At 39.5% G+C, this 17103-nt stretch carries 15 protein-coding genes and 2 tRNA genes; 6 read left to right on the top strand and 11 right to left on the bottom strand.

Annotated elements, in window-relative coordinates; all coding sequences use genetic code 11:
* Positions 1–93: 93 nt before the first annotated feature.
* Positions 94–1299: a peptidoglycan DD-metalloendopeptidase family protein gene (locus tag WDZ40_04355; GenBank protein MEX0878050.1), complete on the top strand. Its 1206-nt coding sequence runs from the start codon at positions 94–96 to the stop codon at positions 1297–1299.
* A gap of 105 nt (positions 1300–1404) precedes the next feature.
* Here WDZ40_04355 and WDZ40_04350 read toward each other — a convergent pair whose 3' ends face one another.
* The 11 genes from WDZ40_04350 to WDZ40_04300 form a co-directional block, all read right to left on the bottom strand.
* Positions 1405–2949, bottom strand: a complete 1545-nt coding sequence (locus WDZ40_04350; protein ID MEX0878049.1) for a YifB family Mg chelatase-like AAA ATPase — start codon at positions 2947–2949, stop codon at positions 1405–1407.
* Positions 2950–3095: 146 nt separating this feature from the next.
* Complete coding sequence (locus WDZ40_04345; protein ID MEX0878048.1) at positions 3096–3470, bottom strand: TraR/DksA C4-type zinc finger protein; 375 nt, start codon at positions 3468–3470, stop codon at positions 3096–3098.
* Between the two features lie 437 nt (positions 3471–3907).
* Entirely contained in the window at positions 3908–4834 is a 927-nt protein-coding gene (locus WDZ40_04340; GenBank protein ID MEX0878047.1) for a nucleotidyltransferase domain-containing protein, read from the bottom strand.
* A 1-nt stretch (position 4835) separates the two neighbouring features.
* Positions 4836–6395 carry a hypothetical protein gene (locus tag WDZ40_04335; protein MEX0878046.1) on the bottom strand — a complete coding sequence of 520 codons (1560 nt, stop codon included), beginning with the start codon at positions 6393–6395 and terminating at the stop codon, positions 4836–4838.
* 81 nt (positions 6396–6476) lie between these two features.
* Positions 6477–8609 carry a polyribonucleotide nucleotidyltransferase gene (locus WDZ40_04330; protein MEX0878045.1) on the bottom strand — a complete coding sequence of 711 codons (2133 nt, stop codon included), beginning with the start codon at positions 8607–8609 and terminating at the stop codon, positions 6477–6479.
* A 124-nt stretch (positions 8610–8733) separates the two neighbouring features.
* A complete protein-coding gene (locus WDZ40_04325; GenBank protein ID MEX0878044.1) occupies positions 8734–9255 on the bottom strand; it encodes an NYN domain-containing protein in 522 nt (173 codons plus the stop codon).
* Positions 9256–9259: 4 nt separating this feature from the next.
* Positions 9260–9529 carry a 30S ribosomal protein S15 gene (gene rpsO / locus WDZ40_04320; GenBank protein ID MEX0878043.1) on the bottom strand — a complete coding sequence of 90 codons (270 nt, stop codon included), beginning with the start codon at positions 9527–9529 and terminating at the stop codon, positions 9260–9262.
* 96 nt (positions 9530–9625) lie between these two features.
* Positions 9626–9698, bottom strand: a tRNA-Lys gene (locus tag WDZ40_04315).
* Positions 9699–10019: 321 nt separating this feature from the next.
* Positions 10020–11330, bottom strand: a complete 1311-nt coding sequence (locus WDZ40_04310; protein MEX0878042.1) for a pilin — start codon at positions 11328–11330, stop codon at positions 10020–10022.
* Between the two features lie 191 nt (positions 11331–11521).
* Positions 11522–11595 (bottom strand) — tRNA-Arg (locus WDZ40_04305).
* Entirely contained in the window at positions 11586–11849 is a 264-nt protein-coding gene (locus WDZ40_04300) for a GIY-YIG nuclease family protein (GenBank protein ID MEX0878041.1), read from the bottom strand. Before WDZ40_04300 ends, WDZ40_04305 begins: the two co-directional genes overlap by 10 nt.
* Before the next feature lie 174 nt (positions 11850–12023).
* Between WDZ40_04300 and WDZ40_04295 the strand changes: the two genes are divergently transcribed.
* From WDZ40_04295 to WDZ40_04275, 5 genes are all read left to right on the top strand, one after another.
* Positions 12024–13478 carry a CCA tRNA nucleotidyltransferase gene (locus WDZ40_04295; protein ID MEX0878040.1) on the top strand — a complete coding sequence of 485 codons (1455 nt, stop codon included), beginning with the start codon at positions 12024–12026 and terminating at the stop codon, positions 13476–13478.
* 127 nt (positions 13479–13605) lie between these two features.
* Entirely contained in the window at positions 13606–14754 is a 1149-nt protein-coding gene (locus WDZ40_04290) for a cysteine desulfurase family protein (GenBank protein MEX0878039.1), read from the top strand.
* Positions 14755–14785: 31 nt separating this feature from the next.
* Positions 14786–15295, top strand: a complete 510-nt coding sequence (locus WDZ40_04285) for a GNAT family N-acetyltransferase (GenBank protein ID MEX0878038.1) — start codon at positions 14786–14788, stop codon at positions 15293–15295.
* 4 nt (positions 15296–15299) lie between these two features.
* Entirely contained in the window at positions 15300–16907 is a 1608-nt protein-coding gene (locus tag WDZ40_04280) for a glycosyltransferase family 39 protein (protein MEX0878037.1), read from the top strand.
* 9 nt (positions 16908–16916) lie between these two features.
* Positions 16917–17103 (top strand): hypothetical protein (locus WDZ40_04275; protein MEX0878036.1); only part of this gene is annotated, 187 nt, incomplete at its 3' end.

Genomic DNA, 17103 nt, shown 5'->3' with positions numbered 1-17103 from the left:
GGCACTATTTTTTATTGCAGTTAGTTACTGTAATAATCAGATTGCATTGTAGTATCATACCTTATAGGTAAAGGTTATCAAAATCTGCACCTAATGAGGTACTATAATCCTATCCAAAACAACCCACAAGACCCTTCTTCTTCGTCTCATTTTTGGGATGCGAAGAGGGATGACATACAGCGCTATAAACGCATGATTATAGCAAAGGTTTTTAAAAGAGGCGGCTCCTCCATTTTTTTGTATTACTTGAGAGGTGTCGCTATTTTTATTTTTGTAGCCGGCTTAATTAGCATGTTTAATACTAAAGAGCTTAATGGTCTTGTTTCTTTACACACATCCGCGCAGGAAGAGGTTGTTATAGATAAAGACGCGCAGAAAGCTAACTTTGCAGGCGTACAACCTTTTATAAGTGCTAAATTACTAAATTCCGCTAATGCTGTATCTTCTAAAGATGAAGACAGTGTTGCTATCGGTGGAGCTTTTGATACAACCTTTCCTACAAATCAGGGCAGTTCACTACTTTCAAACAACTCACCGGTAATAGCTGATACACCCCCTCAGCAACGCAATGAAATAACAGAATACACCGTAAAGCCGGGAGATACGGCAAACGGGATAGCACGCTCATTTGGATTAAAGCTGGAGACACTGCTTTGGAGCAATCACTTTAGAGATTCCAATTATATACAACCTGGGGAAGTATTAAGTATTTTGCCAACGGACGGCGTGCTTTATGAGATAAAGAGCGGAGACACCCTTTCGGTTATCGCAAGAAACCATAAAGCAGAAATTGCAGACATACTCGAAACCAATGGAATAGAGAACGAGACTCATATATTTGCCGGTCAAACTATTATTATTCCAGGAGGAACCAAACCCGCTCCGGCTCGTACCGCACCTTCGGCTCGCGCTCCAAGATATGCCTCTTCACTTCAAAATATAGATGGATATTTCGCGCATCCTACAAACGGTGTGGGGCGCATAAGTCAGTGGCTTCACGGTACCAATGCTGTGGACATAGCCGCACCTCGGTGGACGCCAATATATGCGGCCGCAAGTGGTACCGTAGGCATTTCTATTGGTAATGGACGCTGGAACGGAGGTTTTGGAAATTATGTAACCATTAATCATTACAACGGAACGCGAACTTTGTATGCGCACATGATACAAACAGCTGTTGCTTCAGGCCAATCCGTTACCAAGGGTCAAGTTATAGGGTATATGGGCTCTACGGGGCGCTCTACCGGATCTCATTTGCACTGGGAAGTGCATGGAGCAAGGAACTATCTGGCATATTAACCGCGAATATATGCGGATAAAGCGGATTTTATGTAGATTAAAACCGAGCACAGCTCGGTTTTTTATATCTGCACTCTATCTGCCCCATCTGCATTGATCAGCGGTTTATATCTCGGGTCCTTCCCTTTTTGCGTACTGCAATGCGAGTGATAGATGTTCCCACTTAATATCCTTTTCTCCAGCCAGGTCCGCTATTGTACGGGAAACCTTTAGTGTTGAGTGATAGCCCCGCGCGGATAGTTTATATTTTTCAATTGCCGTTCCGAGCCTTTTGTTTAAATGTTCATCGAGCGCGCAGTATTTTTTTAAATGCCGTAGCTTCATCTCACTGTTTGTAATAATGTTTTCACCTTCAAATCTTTTTGTTTGCACTTTTCGCGCGTGATCTACGCGTGTTTTTATATTCGCGGAGCTTTCCTCCAGCTCTTCGGAAGATAGTTTTTCGTGTTTTTGTCTGGGAACCTGCACATGAAGATCTATCCTATCTGCTATGGGTCCGGAAAGCTTTTTTTGGTATCTAATAATACTGCCTGTCGTGCAAGAGCAGGCGCGGCTACTATCTCCAAAATATCCGCAAGGACAAGGGTTAGCTGCCGCTACAAGCATAAATCGAGCGGGGTATTCTACAACACCTCTGGCGCGGGCCACAAGTATACTTCCCTCTTCAAGTGGTTGTCGCATTGATTCCAGTACATTTCGGTGTAGTTCCGGGAACTCATCCAAGAAGAGTATCCCTCTGTGTGCTCTTGTTATTTCTCCCGGCTGCAATTTACTGCCCCCTCCTATTATAGCGGATTCTGAGGATGAATGGTGAGGTGTTCTGAAGGGTCTTTTTGTAACTAACGGCTCATCTGAAGGGAGTTGGCGACAAACACTTTCTATCTTTGTAACCTCTAAGGATTCACCATAGGACATTTCGGGCATTATGGTTATTGCGGCACGTGCGAGCATTGTCTTTCCTGTACCGGGAGGACCTTGAAATAGTATATTGTGTCCCCCTGCAACCGCAATTTCAAGCGCTTTTTTAGCGCTTTCCTGCCCTTTTATATATGCAAAATCATCCTCTTTTAAGCTACTATCTTTTGAACTGCTCTCTTTTTTGTCAGACAACGTTGTTTGTATTTTTTTTCTACCCTCAAGGTGTTGCACCAACTCTTTTATGTTTTTAGGAGCAACAACTTCCAAACCTTTTACAAGCGCTGCCTCTTTTTCATTTTCTTTAGGTACTAAAATTGTGCTATAACCGGCATCTTTAGCATGCAGCGCGTATAAAAGAGCGCCTTTTATCGGGCGTATTTTACCATCTAATCCAAGTTCCCCTACTATTAAAGTGTTTTCAATGTCTTTTTTGGGCTTCATCTGTTCAGAATCAATCAGAAAACCTAATGCCATGGGTACGTCGTATATCCCGCCCTCTTTTTTTAGATCAGCCGGAGCTAAATTAATAACAACTCTTTTGTTAAAACTTCGAGGAGCTTTAAAGCCATTGTTTTTGAGCGCGGAGGATATTCTTTCTTTTGATTCCTCCACCGCCTTATCCGCAAGACCTACAATACTAAAAGAGTGGAGACCGCTTGCAACATCAACTTCTACTTCAATTGTTTGAGCATTTATTCCGTGTCGCGTAACAGAGTATAGTTTTGCAGGCATAGGTTATTTAAGTTAGAGAGTAAGACTAAAGGTATTTGTAAACGTCTTTAGGGTATCAAAAAAGTTGCTTCAGTGTCAAACATTATTTTAACAAATAAAAAAGCGCTTTACGGCACTTTTAATAACAGACACTTTAATTGTTGTACTTATTTACACTCTTTTTCCTTACAGTTTAGGCAAATTTTAGTTTCGGGAATAACAGCAAGCCTTTCCTGGGGTATCTTTTTTCCACAATTTTCACAAATGCCGTATTTGTCTTGTTCTATCTTCTCAAGCGCGTCTTTGGTTGCTTTTAATTTTAGCTCAAGAGCCTGCTCCAAAGGCAAGCGGTTTATGTATTCTTCTACCTCATCCGCGGCCTCTTCAATATCAAAATCTTCCTGTTCAAAATTTGGAAACTTACTTTCCCAGTCTTCAGAAGAGTTTGGGTTTTGGTTGGCTATCTCTTTTAGTTCCTGCTCCAAAGAATCTTTTTGCTTCAGAAGTTGTTCTTTAAATTTTTCTAATTCTTTTTTTTCCATGAATATAAATTACAGTATTAAAATAATTGTAACTTAGATCAGTTTAAGGCGCAATATGTCGGGTGCGTTTATTGTATTGAAAAAGCCGCAATAAAGCGACTTGAAAAGTTAAGGTGGGTGGCTCTCAGGATGTGTGATGTTACCCCGAAGATCTAAGTTACTTAGAGGGTGTCTAACACGCCCTGAGAGCCGGGATTGCAATCCCTTAAGAGAGAATCTTATAAACACCCTCTTAAGGGATTGCAATCTAAGGATGTAAGAGTCTACATCCTATAAGATTATATCCGTCTGCCGGCTATGATTGGCCCCGCGAAACAGTATGTGTATTTAATCAACTTATTCTGTCAGACAGATGCAATCTTTCAATGTACTACACTTATTATCCCGTACGAGACACATCTGGTCAATAGGATAAACTGTGGAAAACTTCCGCAGTGTTAAACATGTGTCCGAATCGTGTCCGGATTGCGCAAAGAACTTAATATCTCTTTATATTTTTTTTCTGTAATTTTAACTCTGGGGTAATAAAATATGAGATTGGCTGAGTTAAGACTCGGCTGTTCCAACTCTTTGGGGTAGTCTGTCGGATTATTTTGAATTTTAGCTATTTGTAATTTTGCTATAAAGGTTTCAAATAACTTGTCCAGACGAAGCGTCTTTAAAATTTTTTCCACAGTGTTTTTGAGGAGTATTAAAATTTTTGAGGGTTGCAAAGAAAGTAGTGCTTCGTTATTTGCTGGTATTTTGTTGTCCCAGACCTTTATTTTTATACTATTTACCGTATCATCCACTGTTTCGGGACCTAAGTTTATCGCGTCTTGTGTTAAGTATTGGTTAAAACAGAGCCTATTTTCTATTTTTTTTGCGTATCTACGCCTTTTAAGCAAGAGAGAGACTGTTGTTACGAGAAAGCGCGTACTCCATATTGCTCCGCCTTTGCTCGTTATTAAGACGTCAATATCACTTTTTTCTTTTGCGTTGCTTAAGGCCGTAGATCCTGTTACAGCCACGGACCGAATAAACGGTATATAGGGTAAAAATCTGCCTGTTTTTGCAAACTTTTTCCACTTCAAGGCCGCATATTTTGAGTTTGTTATTCGGTTTTCAAAAACACTTAAACCAGGCTCATTCGTCACAGAAACAGAAAGAACCCAAAAGCCGTTTTGTTCTGTGACTAAACCGTATTCTTCTAACTTGTTTAATTCTTTTTGTATTTCAAAAAGGGAATAAGCATGGCTTACCCCCTTTTCTTTGCGCAGGTATTTTTGAATTTCTAAAACAGTTAGGGAGAGTTTACTCAGGGCTTGATAGTATGCAAGAGTTTTTAATATAGTCTTTTGCGCCTGAGGTAATGGTGTTGTCATTTTATTGCTGCTGTAAAATTTTATCTATCATAGAGAGCATAGATCTTTTTGATGTGGATATAACCATGTATTCATTTACGACCGCTATGTCTATCGCGGTTGTTGATAGGGCCAGGTTGTTATAAGAGGGCATTGGTAGGTTCACATACTGCACATTTACCACAGGAGCATTTTCAACTGCTGTGCTTTGATATTCTTCATTTGAAAATTCCAAGTCTGTCGGCATGACAGACAGGCTGTTAAGCACTAAAGAATCTATACCGGAAGAAGATATTTGATTTATCCACTCTGTAACCAGAGTGTTTAGGTCTGCCTCTCTCCCCTCTTTTGCTTTTATAACCAGACCAAGGCGAACTCCGTAACAATCCGATTCGGATATTAAATTGTTTTGGCACATTATTCTTTCTTCCTCCCCGGGACTATAGGCATAAAACATTAAATCATTTTCTACAGCATCATAAAATCCTCCGGGAGTAGAAATATTGAGTCCTTCCAAAAGTTGGCGAAGATTTACGAATTCAGCCTCTCCTCCTTGTGGCACACTGCCAAGCTGTATGGGAAGATAGGTTATGGACTCGGATGGCGCGCTAAAGTCGCTCTTTATACGCCCTATAACGCCTTTTAATGCGTTTTGTTCTGTGTTTGCGGTCACCAACCCCTCTTGTTCAAAGTCAGGCCGTATAAGAGGAGATGGATAGTCTATCTGTGTTAATGGTGGGGGCGGGTTTGTCGGCCCGGAGTCAGGTGTTTGGTATGGTTCCTCTTGTTCGGGCTCTTCTGTGTTAAATATCAACTCTCTTCCACCGAAGAAGAAAAAGTATATTAGCGCACCTGCCAAGACCAGGCCAAGAACAGCAAGAGATCCAAAAATAAGCATCTTGGTGGTGTTTTTTGAACCTGTCTTTTTGCCATGAGGAAGACCTCCGGGTTTCCCCATAGAAAGCTCGAAAGACTTAGGCTCAGGAGAAAGAGTTTTATACTCCTTTTTCTCTTCAGGGCTTTTTATGGTTGAATCAGGTTCGGGCTTGGGTGGCGGAGGTACAGACTCAGTAGTACCCTCTTTTTTGTTGAGTCCTAATAATTCTTCAGGAGTTTCCGATGGAACCTCCTCGTCGCCCAAAGAGAGAGGTGAGGAACTTTCCGCCTCTGTTTTTGCATCAGGGGAATCCAGATTTGGGTCCGGAAATATCTCGCTTTCAAGGTTTGTTGAAGTTTTTTCACCCATTGTTTCTTGAGGTGCAGGGCTTGGTGGCCTGGGCGGCTCTGGCGGTGTGATTTTTTGTGCTTGGTCCGTAGGCAAATTTTCAGGTATAGGCATGTTTTGTGCAGGAGTTGGTGTTTGAGGTTTAGAGTTAACATCACTCTCTTCAAGAGGTAAAAGGTCATCTAAAGATTCCACAATAGTGTCATCTTGTGGTTTGGGAGCCAAGGGTTCTGTGTTTTTTGGTTCTGCGTTTTCCTCTTTTGTTTCTGCTACCTTTTCTCCTTTGGCTTTTACTAAGTCATCTGCCATAGTTCTTATCTGGCCTTTGGGTGTATTTTGTGTATATTCTTCAGGCATGTTCCTTCACTTCGCTTCACGAAGTATTTTAACTTTTTCAGCTTAAATACATTTTAGCACAGAATGTGAATGCATAGTTATTTACTTTTCCACATCACCTCTGTCCTCACTTTTTTCGGAAGGTGTTTGTGAAGCCTGTTTTGCTGAAGCACTCAACTTTCCACTGTCATCTGCTTTTATAATTTTGACAGTTATTTTGTCCCCGATTTTTACTACATCTTCAACCTTGCTTACAAAACCTTCTTTAAGTTCGGATATATGTACAAGGGCTTCTTTGCTTGGAACAAGCTCTACAAACGCGCCAAAGTCTGCTATTTTTACGACTGTGGCCTCAAATATTTCTCCTACCTTTATTTCTCTTGTTATGTTGCTTGCAATTTCCGCCGCGCGTACCACCTCTTCATTCGTTGAGCCTGTGATAGACACGCTTCCATCGTCTTCAACGTTTATTTCTGTATTTGTTTCCGCCATTATCTCTTTTATTATCCTCCCCCCGGGACCTATAAGCATTCCTATTTTCTCAGGATCTATTTTAAGGAATTTTATCTTTGGGGCATAAGGAGAAAGCTCTGTGTTTGGCTCTGGTATTGCTTTTTCCAGAACATCCAGTATGTTTTCCCGAGCCTTTTTACCCTGTTCTAATGTATCTTCAATCATTTTAAGAGTCACACCGTCAACTTTTACATCCATTTGAACTGCAGTAACCCCATCACGCGTTCCGGCAACTTTAAAATCCATGTCTCCATAGTGATCTTCAGGTCCCTGTATGTCCGTAAGCACCTTATAATCATCTCCAGAAGCTATGAGCCCCATGGCTATTCCCGCTACATGTTTTTTCATGGGTACACCGGCATCCATAAGCGCTAAAGACGCACTACAAACCGACGCCATAGAAGTTGAGCCATTTGATGATAATATTTCAGTTACTACTCGTATAACATAGGGAAATTCTTCCTTATCCGGAATCATTGCCTCCACAGCCTTTTCTGCTAAAGCTCCATGTCCTATTTCTCGCCTTCCCGGTCCGCGGAAAAATCCTGTTTCTCCGGTTGAAAATGGAGGGAAATTATAGTGCAACATGAATCGTTTCCGGGTCTCCCCTTCCATTGCATCGCTGAGCTCTTCTTCTCCCGGAGAGTCAAGCGTGGCTATAGAAAGGCCGTGCGTTAGGCCTCGCATAAACAGTCCGGACCCGTGTGTTCTTGGTAAGACTCCTGTATAGCCTGAAAGATTGCGCAACTCATCGAGAGCCCGCCCATCAACTCTGCGTTCGTCTTTAAGGATTGCCTCGTGAATGAGTTCATCTGTCAATTTTTCAATGTATGCAGAGGCATTTTCAATGTATGCGGGGTCTTTTTCGCCATATTTTTCTTCTAAGTATTTTTTTATTTCATCACCCGCGGCGTCTAATTCAGCACCGCCCTCTTTAGCCTCTTTTGCATAAATGGCTTCTTTTAACTTCTTTTCTCCAAATTCTCGTATCTCTTTCTGGAGTTCTTCGCCGGGTTCTTTTAGTTCAACTACAGCTTTTTCTTTACCTATATCTTTTTGTATTTTCTTTTGAATATCTATGATGTCCTGCATGAGTTTTTCTCCAAACCTCATTGCTTCCAAAATATCTTTTTCAGAGGCCTCTTTAGCATCTGTTTCCACCATATTTATCCTGCCTTCAGGGCCTGCTACAGTTACATTTAAATCACTTTCCTCCTGCTGTTTTAGTGATGGGTTTATTACCCAATCACCATTTATCCTGCCTATGCGCAGGGCGCTTATAGGACCACTCCAGGGTATGTCTGAGACAACAAGTGCTGTAGAGGAAGCTATCAGTGCTACAATGTCCGGGCTATGTTCTGGATCGTAGGATAAAATAGTGTTTACAATTTGCACCTCTCTGCGCATGGAGTGTTTAAATAAAGGCCTTAAGGTTCTGTCTATAAGACGTGCTTTGAGGGTAGATTCATCACTTGGCCTCCCCTCTCTTTTTTGGAATCTACCACCGCCTATAAATCCGGCGGCATAGTATTTTTCTCGGTATTCCAGAGTAAGAGGAAAGTAGTGCAACTTAACATCATGCCCGCTCATTACAGCAGTTGTAAGCACAACAGTATCGCCGTAACGGGCAAGAACAGAAGCATTTGTTTGCTCTGCCCAGTTTGTAAATGTTAAAACAAGCGGTTTCCCACCCATGTCAACGGAGTATTCTTTTTTCTCCATGTATTTTTACTGATACGAAACTTTGTCGGAGAGTAAAGACAAGAGAAAACTAATAAGAGTATTTTAGTAAGCTTTCTTTTGCCTTCCTCCTCTCATGTTGAACAAAAATCCGCAGCAGCTTTAATTATTTTACTTTATATCTAAGAAGGTATTTTTCAGGACTTTCACATAAATCAACAAAAGCGTCCGCGCTTTCCCGAAGTTTGCTGGAGGCGCTTTTACCAAACGCCATTACCTCAACCTGTGTTCCTTCATTCTGCAAGTAACCAACCAAAGGTATGAAATCCCCATCTCCGCTCATTATTATTATGACATCCACAGAGCCCGAAAGGCGTACCGCATCAATTGCAAGACCTACATCCCAGTCTGCTTTTTTTAATCCTCCATAATATATTTGGAGCTCTTTAACACGAATTTCAATCCCCATTTTTTGTAACACCTCAAAAAAAACGCTTTCCTCCCCGCCTTCTGTGCTTACAACATAAGCAAACGCACGAATCAGCTGCCTGTTACCTACGGCAGTTTTTAATATTTCCTTAAAGTTTACCCTTTTCTGATATAAGTTTTTTGCCGAGTGATAGAAGTTTTGTACATCTATCAGCACAGCTACTCTTTGTGCGGGATGCCTGATTATCTGCTGTTCCATTATACTATTTTTTAAGACCAAGCTTCTTTATGAGATCGTTGTATCGCTTAGTGCTTTCACGCATTAAGTAGTCAAGAAGTTTTTTTCTTTTAGACACCATCATAAGCAAACCCCTGCGTGAGTGGTTGTCTTTTGGATGCTTTTTAAGATGTCGCACTAAACGCTTTATTTCCTCAGTTAAAACAGCGGCCTGAACTTCCGCTGAGCCAGTGTCCTTCTCGTGCAGCTTGTATTTTTCAATTATTTTTTGCTTGTCGCTTGTTTCTATTGCCATATAGAGATAATGATAACATATAATAATATTTTAGGCAATATCTTTCACATGAAAATCCGGCAAAAGTCTGATTTGTGCCCCCAACCCAATTCCCAGTCCGCCCACCAGGACTTGAACCTGGAACCAATTGCTTAAGAGGCAACTGCTCTGCCAATTGAGCTATGGGCGGACTGGAAACTGGGTTTTAAAAGGGCGGGTTTATTTTGCCAATCTTTAGTGTTCTTTGTCGCTAACGATGTTTCAACATCGCGTCACTCCAAACGCCTAGAATATTTGCAAAATAAATCCCGTCAAATGCACCCCAGTTTTTAATTAGAGGGCCCGACCAATTGCTTAAGAGGCAACTGCTCTGCCAATTGAGCTATGGGCGGACCGGAAATTTGATATTTATAGTGAAGACACTCCTTTTTATATCACGTGTTTTGCCTTAAATCAATAAGTCCTCCGATATCGGAGGACTTATTGATTTGTGTACTTTGTTTAATAATCTTTAACAGTTTGGGTCCCACCAATCCCCTGCGCCAACCCATGTGGCCAGATCTAATACAGTAAGTATGCTGTTTACAATTACCCATGCTGTTAGCATTAATAAATATCCAAGAATGGCCCACTTTATAAATTCCTTACCTTTTCGTAATTGCCCGGCACCGCGTGATGTCATAACAAAGAATCCACCCACTATAACCATTATAGATACAAGTATGGGCGCTATTGTAAAGAGAAGCAAATCTACCACTCTGTTTATTACAATAAATACATCGCAAAGCTGGCAGGGGCATCCTGTTCCTCCACAGGGCAATAATCCTCCGGCATTACAAATCTTATCAGGCTCAAATTGGCATATACCCATTCCTGTGACATCGTTTGGAATACACTTCCAACCCTCCCCTATTAAAAACTTACAATCCCCGTCTGTATCGCATCGTTTGAAATTTGTTTTACACTTAGCATTGCATATGTCGTTTGCCCCTGGTCGTACAGGGTCTGCGGTGGTATTATTGGGATCTTCTATGCAACGCGCGAAACAGTCTTCTCCACCGAACTCAGCTATTAAATCACAGCTTGTGTTAGGTACTGCCGTACACTCTTCTTCGGTGGGATACGCACTACATTCAGCAAAAGTGTAACCCTCATACCCCGCCCTGCATGTACCTGTAGGTACACACCTTCCATAAAGCGTATCCCATATGCATGTCTTTTCATTTACTCCAAGCGGGGCCTTTGAACCTCCCGGGCGACATGTTCCACTAAGGCATTCATATCCTCCATGGCACTGTGCCGTAGATTCACAAGGATTTGGCTGGCAAATTCCAACCGTACCGGAATCATCATAAGCTATGCATGAGTGTTCTCCTGTTCCGTCGTAGCATGGGTCAGGGAAGGTTACCATGCAGTCCTCACCAGGGGGAATTCCTACTACGCATGTGCCAAAAGCGTTTTCACATCCTGCGGGGTCATTATTCCAGTTGGAACAATTATCTGATTTACCTGTGTCACACGTGCTGTTGTTACTGTCTATATTGCATGTACTTCTTCCGAAATCGTAATTACAGGAAAATTGATTGCCTGCTATTTCACAAGTGTGTGGATTATTAAAACAAGAGGAAAGCGTTGTGAATTGACCGCAGTCATATGTATATCCCTGTTGACAGGTTGGAGATATTCCCGGGTCTAATACACACCCCGCAGTACTCATTTGGCAATAATACTGCCCTTGAGCAGAGACATCTTCTACAACAAAAAAACCGGCAACAGATACCAACACTGCAAAAATTAAGAAAAATTTAATGCCCAATTTCATTAAGTTAATAGTAGCACAAAATCAATATTTTTTATTGGGGAAAACTAAAAACCCCATTCAAAGGGTTTTTAAAAACTTATGTATACTCAACGGTTCCCCGCCTGCCCGCCTCTGGCGGGACCCCTCCGCGGGTTCGAATCCCGCGTACTAATAATTAAAACACCTACTGAAATAGGTGTTTTAATTATTAGTACGCCCGGAGGGATTCGAACCCCCAACCTTCTGGTCCGAAGCCAGACACTCTATCCAGTTGAGCTACGGGCGCATGTTTATAGTTCCATCCTGAACTATCTTTTCTATAATTGTGCGGTTTTTTAGTCTTTTTAGTTTATATTCTATTTGCCTTGCTTCTTTTATTGTTGTGCAGGGATGAAACAGGAGTAGTTTAACAGGTAAAATATTTTTTGTATATATAACCTGTCCATTTTTATGTTCTTCTATTCTTCTATCAATGTTATTTGTGCTACCTATGTAAAATCTACCGTTAGAGCATTTTAGAATATAAATCCCTGTTTTCATGATAAGTATTAAAACTCCACCACCTGTCCGATGAACATCGGACCACTCTATCCGGTTGAGCTACGGGCGCTTTTTGTGGCCACTTTTCACATGAAATATACCATAATTCACACCAATAGACAATAGAGATGTTTTGGGGTAGTCTAAATGTGTAAGACTTATTTTAAAACAACAATGAAGTTACCTAAAGAAGTAAAAAATATTATAAAAACCCTTGAAGAAGCGGGATTTGAAGCTTATGTCGTAGGCGGATGCGTGCGCGATATTTTATTAGATAGAACTCCGAAAGATTGGGACCTAACAACAAGCGCAAAGCCCGAAAAAATACAAAAATTATTTCCTGATAGTGTGTATGAGAATGATTTCGGAACTGTTGCCGTAAAGACAGATTCGAAAGACGAAAGTTTAAAAATAGTAGAGGTTACCACTTTTAGGTCTGAGGCAAAATACTCTGATAAGCGCCATCCCGATAGTGTTGATTTTACAGAATCCTTAGAAGAAGACCTAAAAAGACGCGATTTTACAATAAACGCCTTAGCTCTTAGGCCAAAAAAGAAAGCATATGATATTGTAGATCTTTTCGAAGGTCAAAAAGATCTTAAGGAAGGGGTTGTGCGTACGGTAGGCAGCCCTAATGAGCGTTTTTCTGAAGATGCCCTGCGCCTTATGCGCGCTTTGCGTTTTGCAACACAGTTAAATTTTACAATAGAGGGTGAAACATTTCAGGCGATAAAAGAGAATGCTCATTGGATAAAAAATGTTGCGGAAGAGAGAATTAAAGACGAATTGATTAAGATGATAGATAATAAATACGCCCATAACGGCATTCTTTTTATGCAGGATTCTGGGCTTTTAGAGCTTGTTTTGCCGGAAATAGCAAAAGGCATAGGTGTGGGACAAAACAAACACCACATATACACTGTTTTTGAGCACAACTTGTATGCTTTAAAGTGGGCGGCAGAGCATGATTATCCGCTTCACGTGAAATTTGCCGCACTTTTACATGATGTAGGGAAGCCACAAACTAAGCGTGGCGAAGGAAAAGACTCTACGTTTTATGGCCATGAGGTTGTTGGTGCCAAGATTGCTGAAAAGCTTTTAAAGCGCCTGAAGTTCTCAAAAAAATTCACAGAAAAAGTGGTACTTTTGGTTCGGTATCACCTCTTTTATTATGAGGTTGGAGAGGTTACCGAAAGCTCTGTTAGGCGCCTGGTAGCTAAAGTTGGATCTGATAATATGGACGATCTGGTAAAGGTGAGGATATGCGACAGAATGGGTTCGGGAGTTCCAAAACCCGAACCATACAGACTGCGTCACTTTAGGTATATGATAGATAGGGTGCAAAAAGACCCTATTTCAGTGGGAATGTTAAAGGTAGATGGAGAGGATGTTATGCGCGCTGCGGATGTTAAGCCTGGTAAGAAAATAGGGCGTATATTAAATATTTTACTTGACGAGGTTTTGGACGAACCAAAAAAGAATGAACGTAAATATCAACTTGAAAAAATTAAAGACTTAAGTGCCAAGACAGACAAAGAGCTTGAAAAATTAGAAAAAAAGGCCAAGGATAAACAGAATAAGTTTGAGCAATCAGTTGATGAGGAGCTAAAGAGGAAATACTATTTGTAAGCTCGCTTCGCTCGCTTAAACCTCGGATTAATACGGATTAAAGCAGATTAATGCGGATAATCTCAGCATAGAATCCGCAAAAAATCAGCATATATCTGCGGTTATTGTGAGGCAGAAGCCGAACAAAATGCGAGAAATATATTTAGATAATTCAGCCAGTACCCCTGTAGCCCCTGAAGTTTTGGAGGCAATGTTACCCTATTTGAACGAATATTATGGTAATCCTTCAAGCAGGCACAAAAAAGGCATTGAAACAGAGCGGGCTATAAAGGAGGGTCGCCAGATAGTAGCGGATGCCTTACACGTGAAAAGTTCTGAAGTTTTTTTTACCTCAGGCGCTACAGAGGCGGATAATTTTGCGATAAAAGGAGCTGCTCATGCCTTAAAGAGGCACGGTATGCATATAGTTACACAAAAAACAGAACACGAAGCGGTTATTGAGAGTTGCCATGCGTTGGAAAAGGATGGTTTTGAGTTAACATATCTGGACACAGATGAATATGGGAATATAAATAAAGAAGAACTTGTAAATGCTGTGCGGGAAGATACTACTTTGGTTGCAATAATGCATGTAAACAATGAGTTGGGTACAGTACATCCTATAAACGAATACGCAGAAGCGGTTAAACTAAAAAATCCAAAAACCCTGTTTTTTTCTGACGGAGTGCAGGCGGTTGGAAAGCTTGATGTTGACCTTGAAAATATTGATATGTATTCTTTTAGTGGGCACAAAATACATGGTCCAAAAGGTATTGGCGCGATTGTTGTAAAAGAGGGTGTAAATATAGAACCTGTTCTACACGGAGGGGGGCAGGAAAGGGGTCTTAGAAGCGGGACTGAGAATGTGCCGGGAATCGTGGGTTTGAGTGAAGCTGTTAAAATTTCGTATGAAAATTTAGAAATAAATAGTAAAAAAATGAAGGAATTACAGGAAGAATTTATTCGGACATTAAAAGAAGTTCCGGATGTCCGAATAAATTCTCCCAAGGATGGTTTGTTAAATATAGTAAATATCGCTTTTAAAGGAATACCTTCTGAAATTTTACTTCACGCAATAGAAGAGCGGGGAATTTTTGCATCCAGTGGTTCAGCTTGTGGCGCGGGCAAGCAGGAGATAAGCCATGTTTTAGAAGCCATTAATATTCCCTATGAATACGCGGTTTCAAGCCTTCGTTTTAGCTTTTCAAGGTATAATACTGAGGAAGAAATTATTTACACGTGTAAAACACTTAAAGAAATTATACCCAATTTAAGGAATGTTGTAGCCAGAATGTAATTTAAAGTTTTGTGGTAGCTGTTGAGTACGTATGAATATAGAGATCAACAAAGCAAAACCGGCAGATGCCGAAGAGATGGTAGCCATAAAAATGTTGGCTTCTTTTGTCGCTTATGTTGGCGATACTCACAAGATAACAGAAGAGGATATGATAGTGCAGTGTGGCCCCGATGCGGTAGACGCGCTTGAAGAGGGGCTGGCTTCAAAAAAAATACGTGGGTGGCTTGTTGTAGATAAAGATAAGGGCGAGACAATAGGTGCATCAACGGCAAAAATAAAAAAAGATAAGTTAATATTTTCTACTATGCATCTTTTGCCCGAGTATAATGGAATGGACTTGGGGCGCATGCTTATAAACGAAATGCTTAAGTGGGCAGATGAAAGAAAAAAAGACATTTTTTTATATGTGGTTGAATATAACAAGGATCGTCATAATTGGTATAAGCGCCTGGGTTTTCAAGAGACAACAAAGAAAGAATGGGTGCTTAAATCTGGAAAAACTATTCCTAGAATAGAAATGGTTAGGAGGGTGAAAAATTAATAATATGAATAAAATTTATATTTCAAATCTTGTAAAAAAGTTAAGCATATCAGAATATTTGTTTATTTTTTTAATAGCCTCTATTTTGGCAATTGGAATTGTTAATTTAGATTATCCCTTAGATTTAAGTGATGGAGATTCAGCTAGAGATTATTTAATAGCAAGAAGTATTAGTAGGGGCGAAAGCTTGCCCTTGGTAGGACCGTGGAATGCTGGATTTGGGACTATGGTTAATAGCCCTTTTTATTATTATTTGTTGGCTTTATTTTTATTTATATACGACAGTTATATTTATTTAAATTTAATCAATTTACTATTCTTTTTAGCTTCAATTATTATTTATTATCTAATTGCAAAAAAATTATTTAATAAGTATGTAGCATTAATATCTTCCTTAGCCTTTGTTTCTGTTCCAGTTATTTATTTGCAGTCTATGTATATTTGGCAGCCACATCTTATGTATCCGTTTTACCTGCTATCTTTTTTATTTTTAATAAAAGCTTACCAAGATAGAAGTAACAAGTTTGTACATTTGGGCATAGTTTCCATCATAATAGCGGGGGCTTTACATAATTCCGCTTATTCTTTTTTGCCTGTATTCTTAGTATTGAGTATGTGGATTATTTATAAGAATAAACCAAAACTTTCACAAGTTTTTAAGCCCGTAATTACAGTAGTAGCCACTTTTTTGGTCTTTTATGCACCCAATATAATTCTTTTCTATAAACAAGAAAACAAAACTCAAGCTTCGTTTTCGGGGTTTTTAAAATTGAATTACGCTTGGGATCAGCTGCTTGCAGTATTCAAGCAATTTTTAAGTTTTTTAAGCTTTTCAAGTATAAAAATTTTTCATCCTTTGCTTTTTTTATACTTTTTATATTTGTTGTTCATAATTATCTACGCTTTTGATAAAAACAAAAAAACAACTAAGACATTAGCAGTAGTTATATTTATTGCAGTTCAACCATTTCTTGCGTTTGTTTTGTTTGGTGTAAAAGAGTTCCATATACACTATTTTTCGGTAGTATTTGCGCCACTTTATATTTTTGCAGTAGGTTTAATTTTTTCCTTAGATAAAATTAAACTATTAAAAATCAACAAAGGATTATTAAGGGTGATTCAATTTATTTTTATTGCGTACGTGTTGTTTTTTTCAAGCTCTGCATTTGCACTATTTAATGATGTAGATAAATTTGAACGACCCAATTCATACTACATAAATCAAGCCACCGATAAAATAAAAGACACTGCTATTGAAATAAAAAAAACTAATAATTATGAAGACTTAAATTTCTTTGACATTATAGTATATAAAAAAGGACCTTATGGGGTAAGAAACTATATTTTTTATTTAGCTCTTGAAGATAAACTTAATACAGATTTTATAGATATTTCTAAAAGTGGCTTAATTACAGATAGTCAAAAAAAGAATTACGTATTTTTAGTTTGCATTAATAAAAAATCAGCAGTATTTCCAACCTCTGATTGCAAGGAACACTTGAGATATAGGCTAAACTACCTTAAGGTTAATGGGGGTAATTTGGACAGCTTATTATTTGAGGATATATATAAAGACGGTCCGTTAAATATATTTTTAACAAAGACAATTTAAACCTTGAAGATGGATAAAGTAATTTTAATAAAATTAGGCGAGCTTTGGCTCAAGGGTAAAAACAGGGATGATTTTATAGATCGTCTTGTTTTAAATATTGCCAAAACAACAGGCGTTGAGAGAAAAAATATAAGCGCAAAAGAGGGGAGGATATATGTACAGAAAACAGATAACAGAAAACAGATAACAGAAAAAC

The sequence above is a fragment of the Candidatus Spechtbacterales bacterium genome (genome assembly GCA_040879145.1).
Lineage (GTDB): Bacteria > Patescibacteriota > Minisyncoccia > Spechtbacterales > 2-12-FULL-38-22 > JAWVZY01.
This window is presented reverse-complemented; position numbering and strand designations above follow the sequence as displayed.

Bases quoted from the DNA above. Each gene is read 5' to 3' on its own strand.
- WDZ40_04355 (MEX0878050.1), top strand. From the start codon at position 94: ATGAGGTACTATAATCCTATCCAAAACAACCCACAAGACCCTTCTTCT.
- WDZ40_04350 (MEX0878049.1), bottom strand. From the start codon at position 2,949: ATGCCTGCAAAACTATACTCTGTTACGCGACACGGAATAAATGCTCAA.
- WDZ40_04345 (MEX0878048.1), bottom strand. From the start codon at position 3,470: ATGGAAAAAAAAGAATTAGAAAAATTTAAAGAACAACTTCTGAAGCAA.
- WDZ40_04340 (MEX0878047.1), bottom strand. From the start codon at position 4,834: ATGACAACACCATTACCTCAGGCGCAAAAGACTATATTAAAAACTCTT.
- WDZ40_04335 (MEX0878046.1), bottom strand. From the start codon at position 6,395: ATGCCTGAAGAATATACACAAAATACACCCAAAGGCCAGATAAGAACT.
- WDZ40_04330 (MEX0878045.1), bottom strand. From the start codon at position 8,609: ATGGAGAAAAAAGAATACTCCGTTGACATGGGTGGGAAACCGCTTGTT.
- WDZ40_04325 (MEX0878044.1), bottom strand. From the start codon at position 9,255: ATGGAACAGCAGATAATCAGGCATCCCGCACAAAGAGTAGCTGTGCTG.
- rpsO (MEX0878043.1), bottom strand. From the start codon at position 9,529: ATGGCAATAGAAACAAGCGACAAGCAAAAAATAATTGAAAAATACAAG.
- WDZ40_04310 (MEX0878042.1), bottom strand. From the start codon at position 11,330: ATGAAATTGGGCATTAAATTTTTCTTAATTTTTGCAGTGTTGGTATCT.
- WDZ40_04300 (MEX0878041.1), bottom strand. From the start codon at position 11,849: ATGAAAACAGGGATTTATATTCTAAAATGCTCTAACGGTAGATTTTAC.
- WDZ40_04295 (MEX0878040.1), top strand. From the start codon at position 12,024: ATGAAGTTACCTAAAGAAGTAAAAAATATTATAAAAACCCTTGAAGAA.
- WDZ40_04290 (MEX0878039.1), top strand. From the start codon at position 13,606: ATGCGAGAAATATATTTAGATAATTCAGCCAGTACCCCTGTAGCCCCT.
- WDZ40_04285 (MEX0878038.1), top strand. From the start codon at position 14,786: ATGAATATAGAGATCAACAAAGCAAAACCGGCAGATGCCGAAGAGATG.
- WDZ40_04280 (MEX0878037.1), top strand. From the start codon at position 15,300: ATGAATAAAATTTATATTTCAAATCTTGTAAAAAAGTTAAGCATATCA.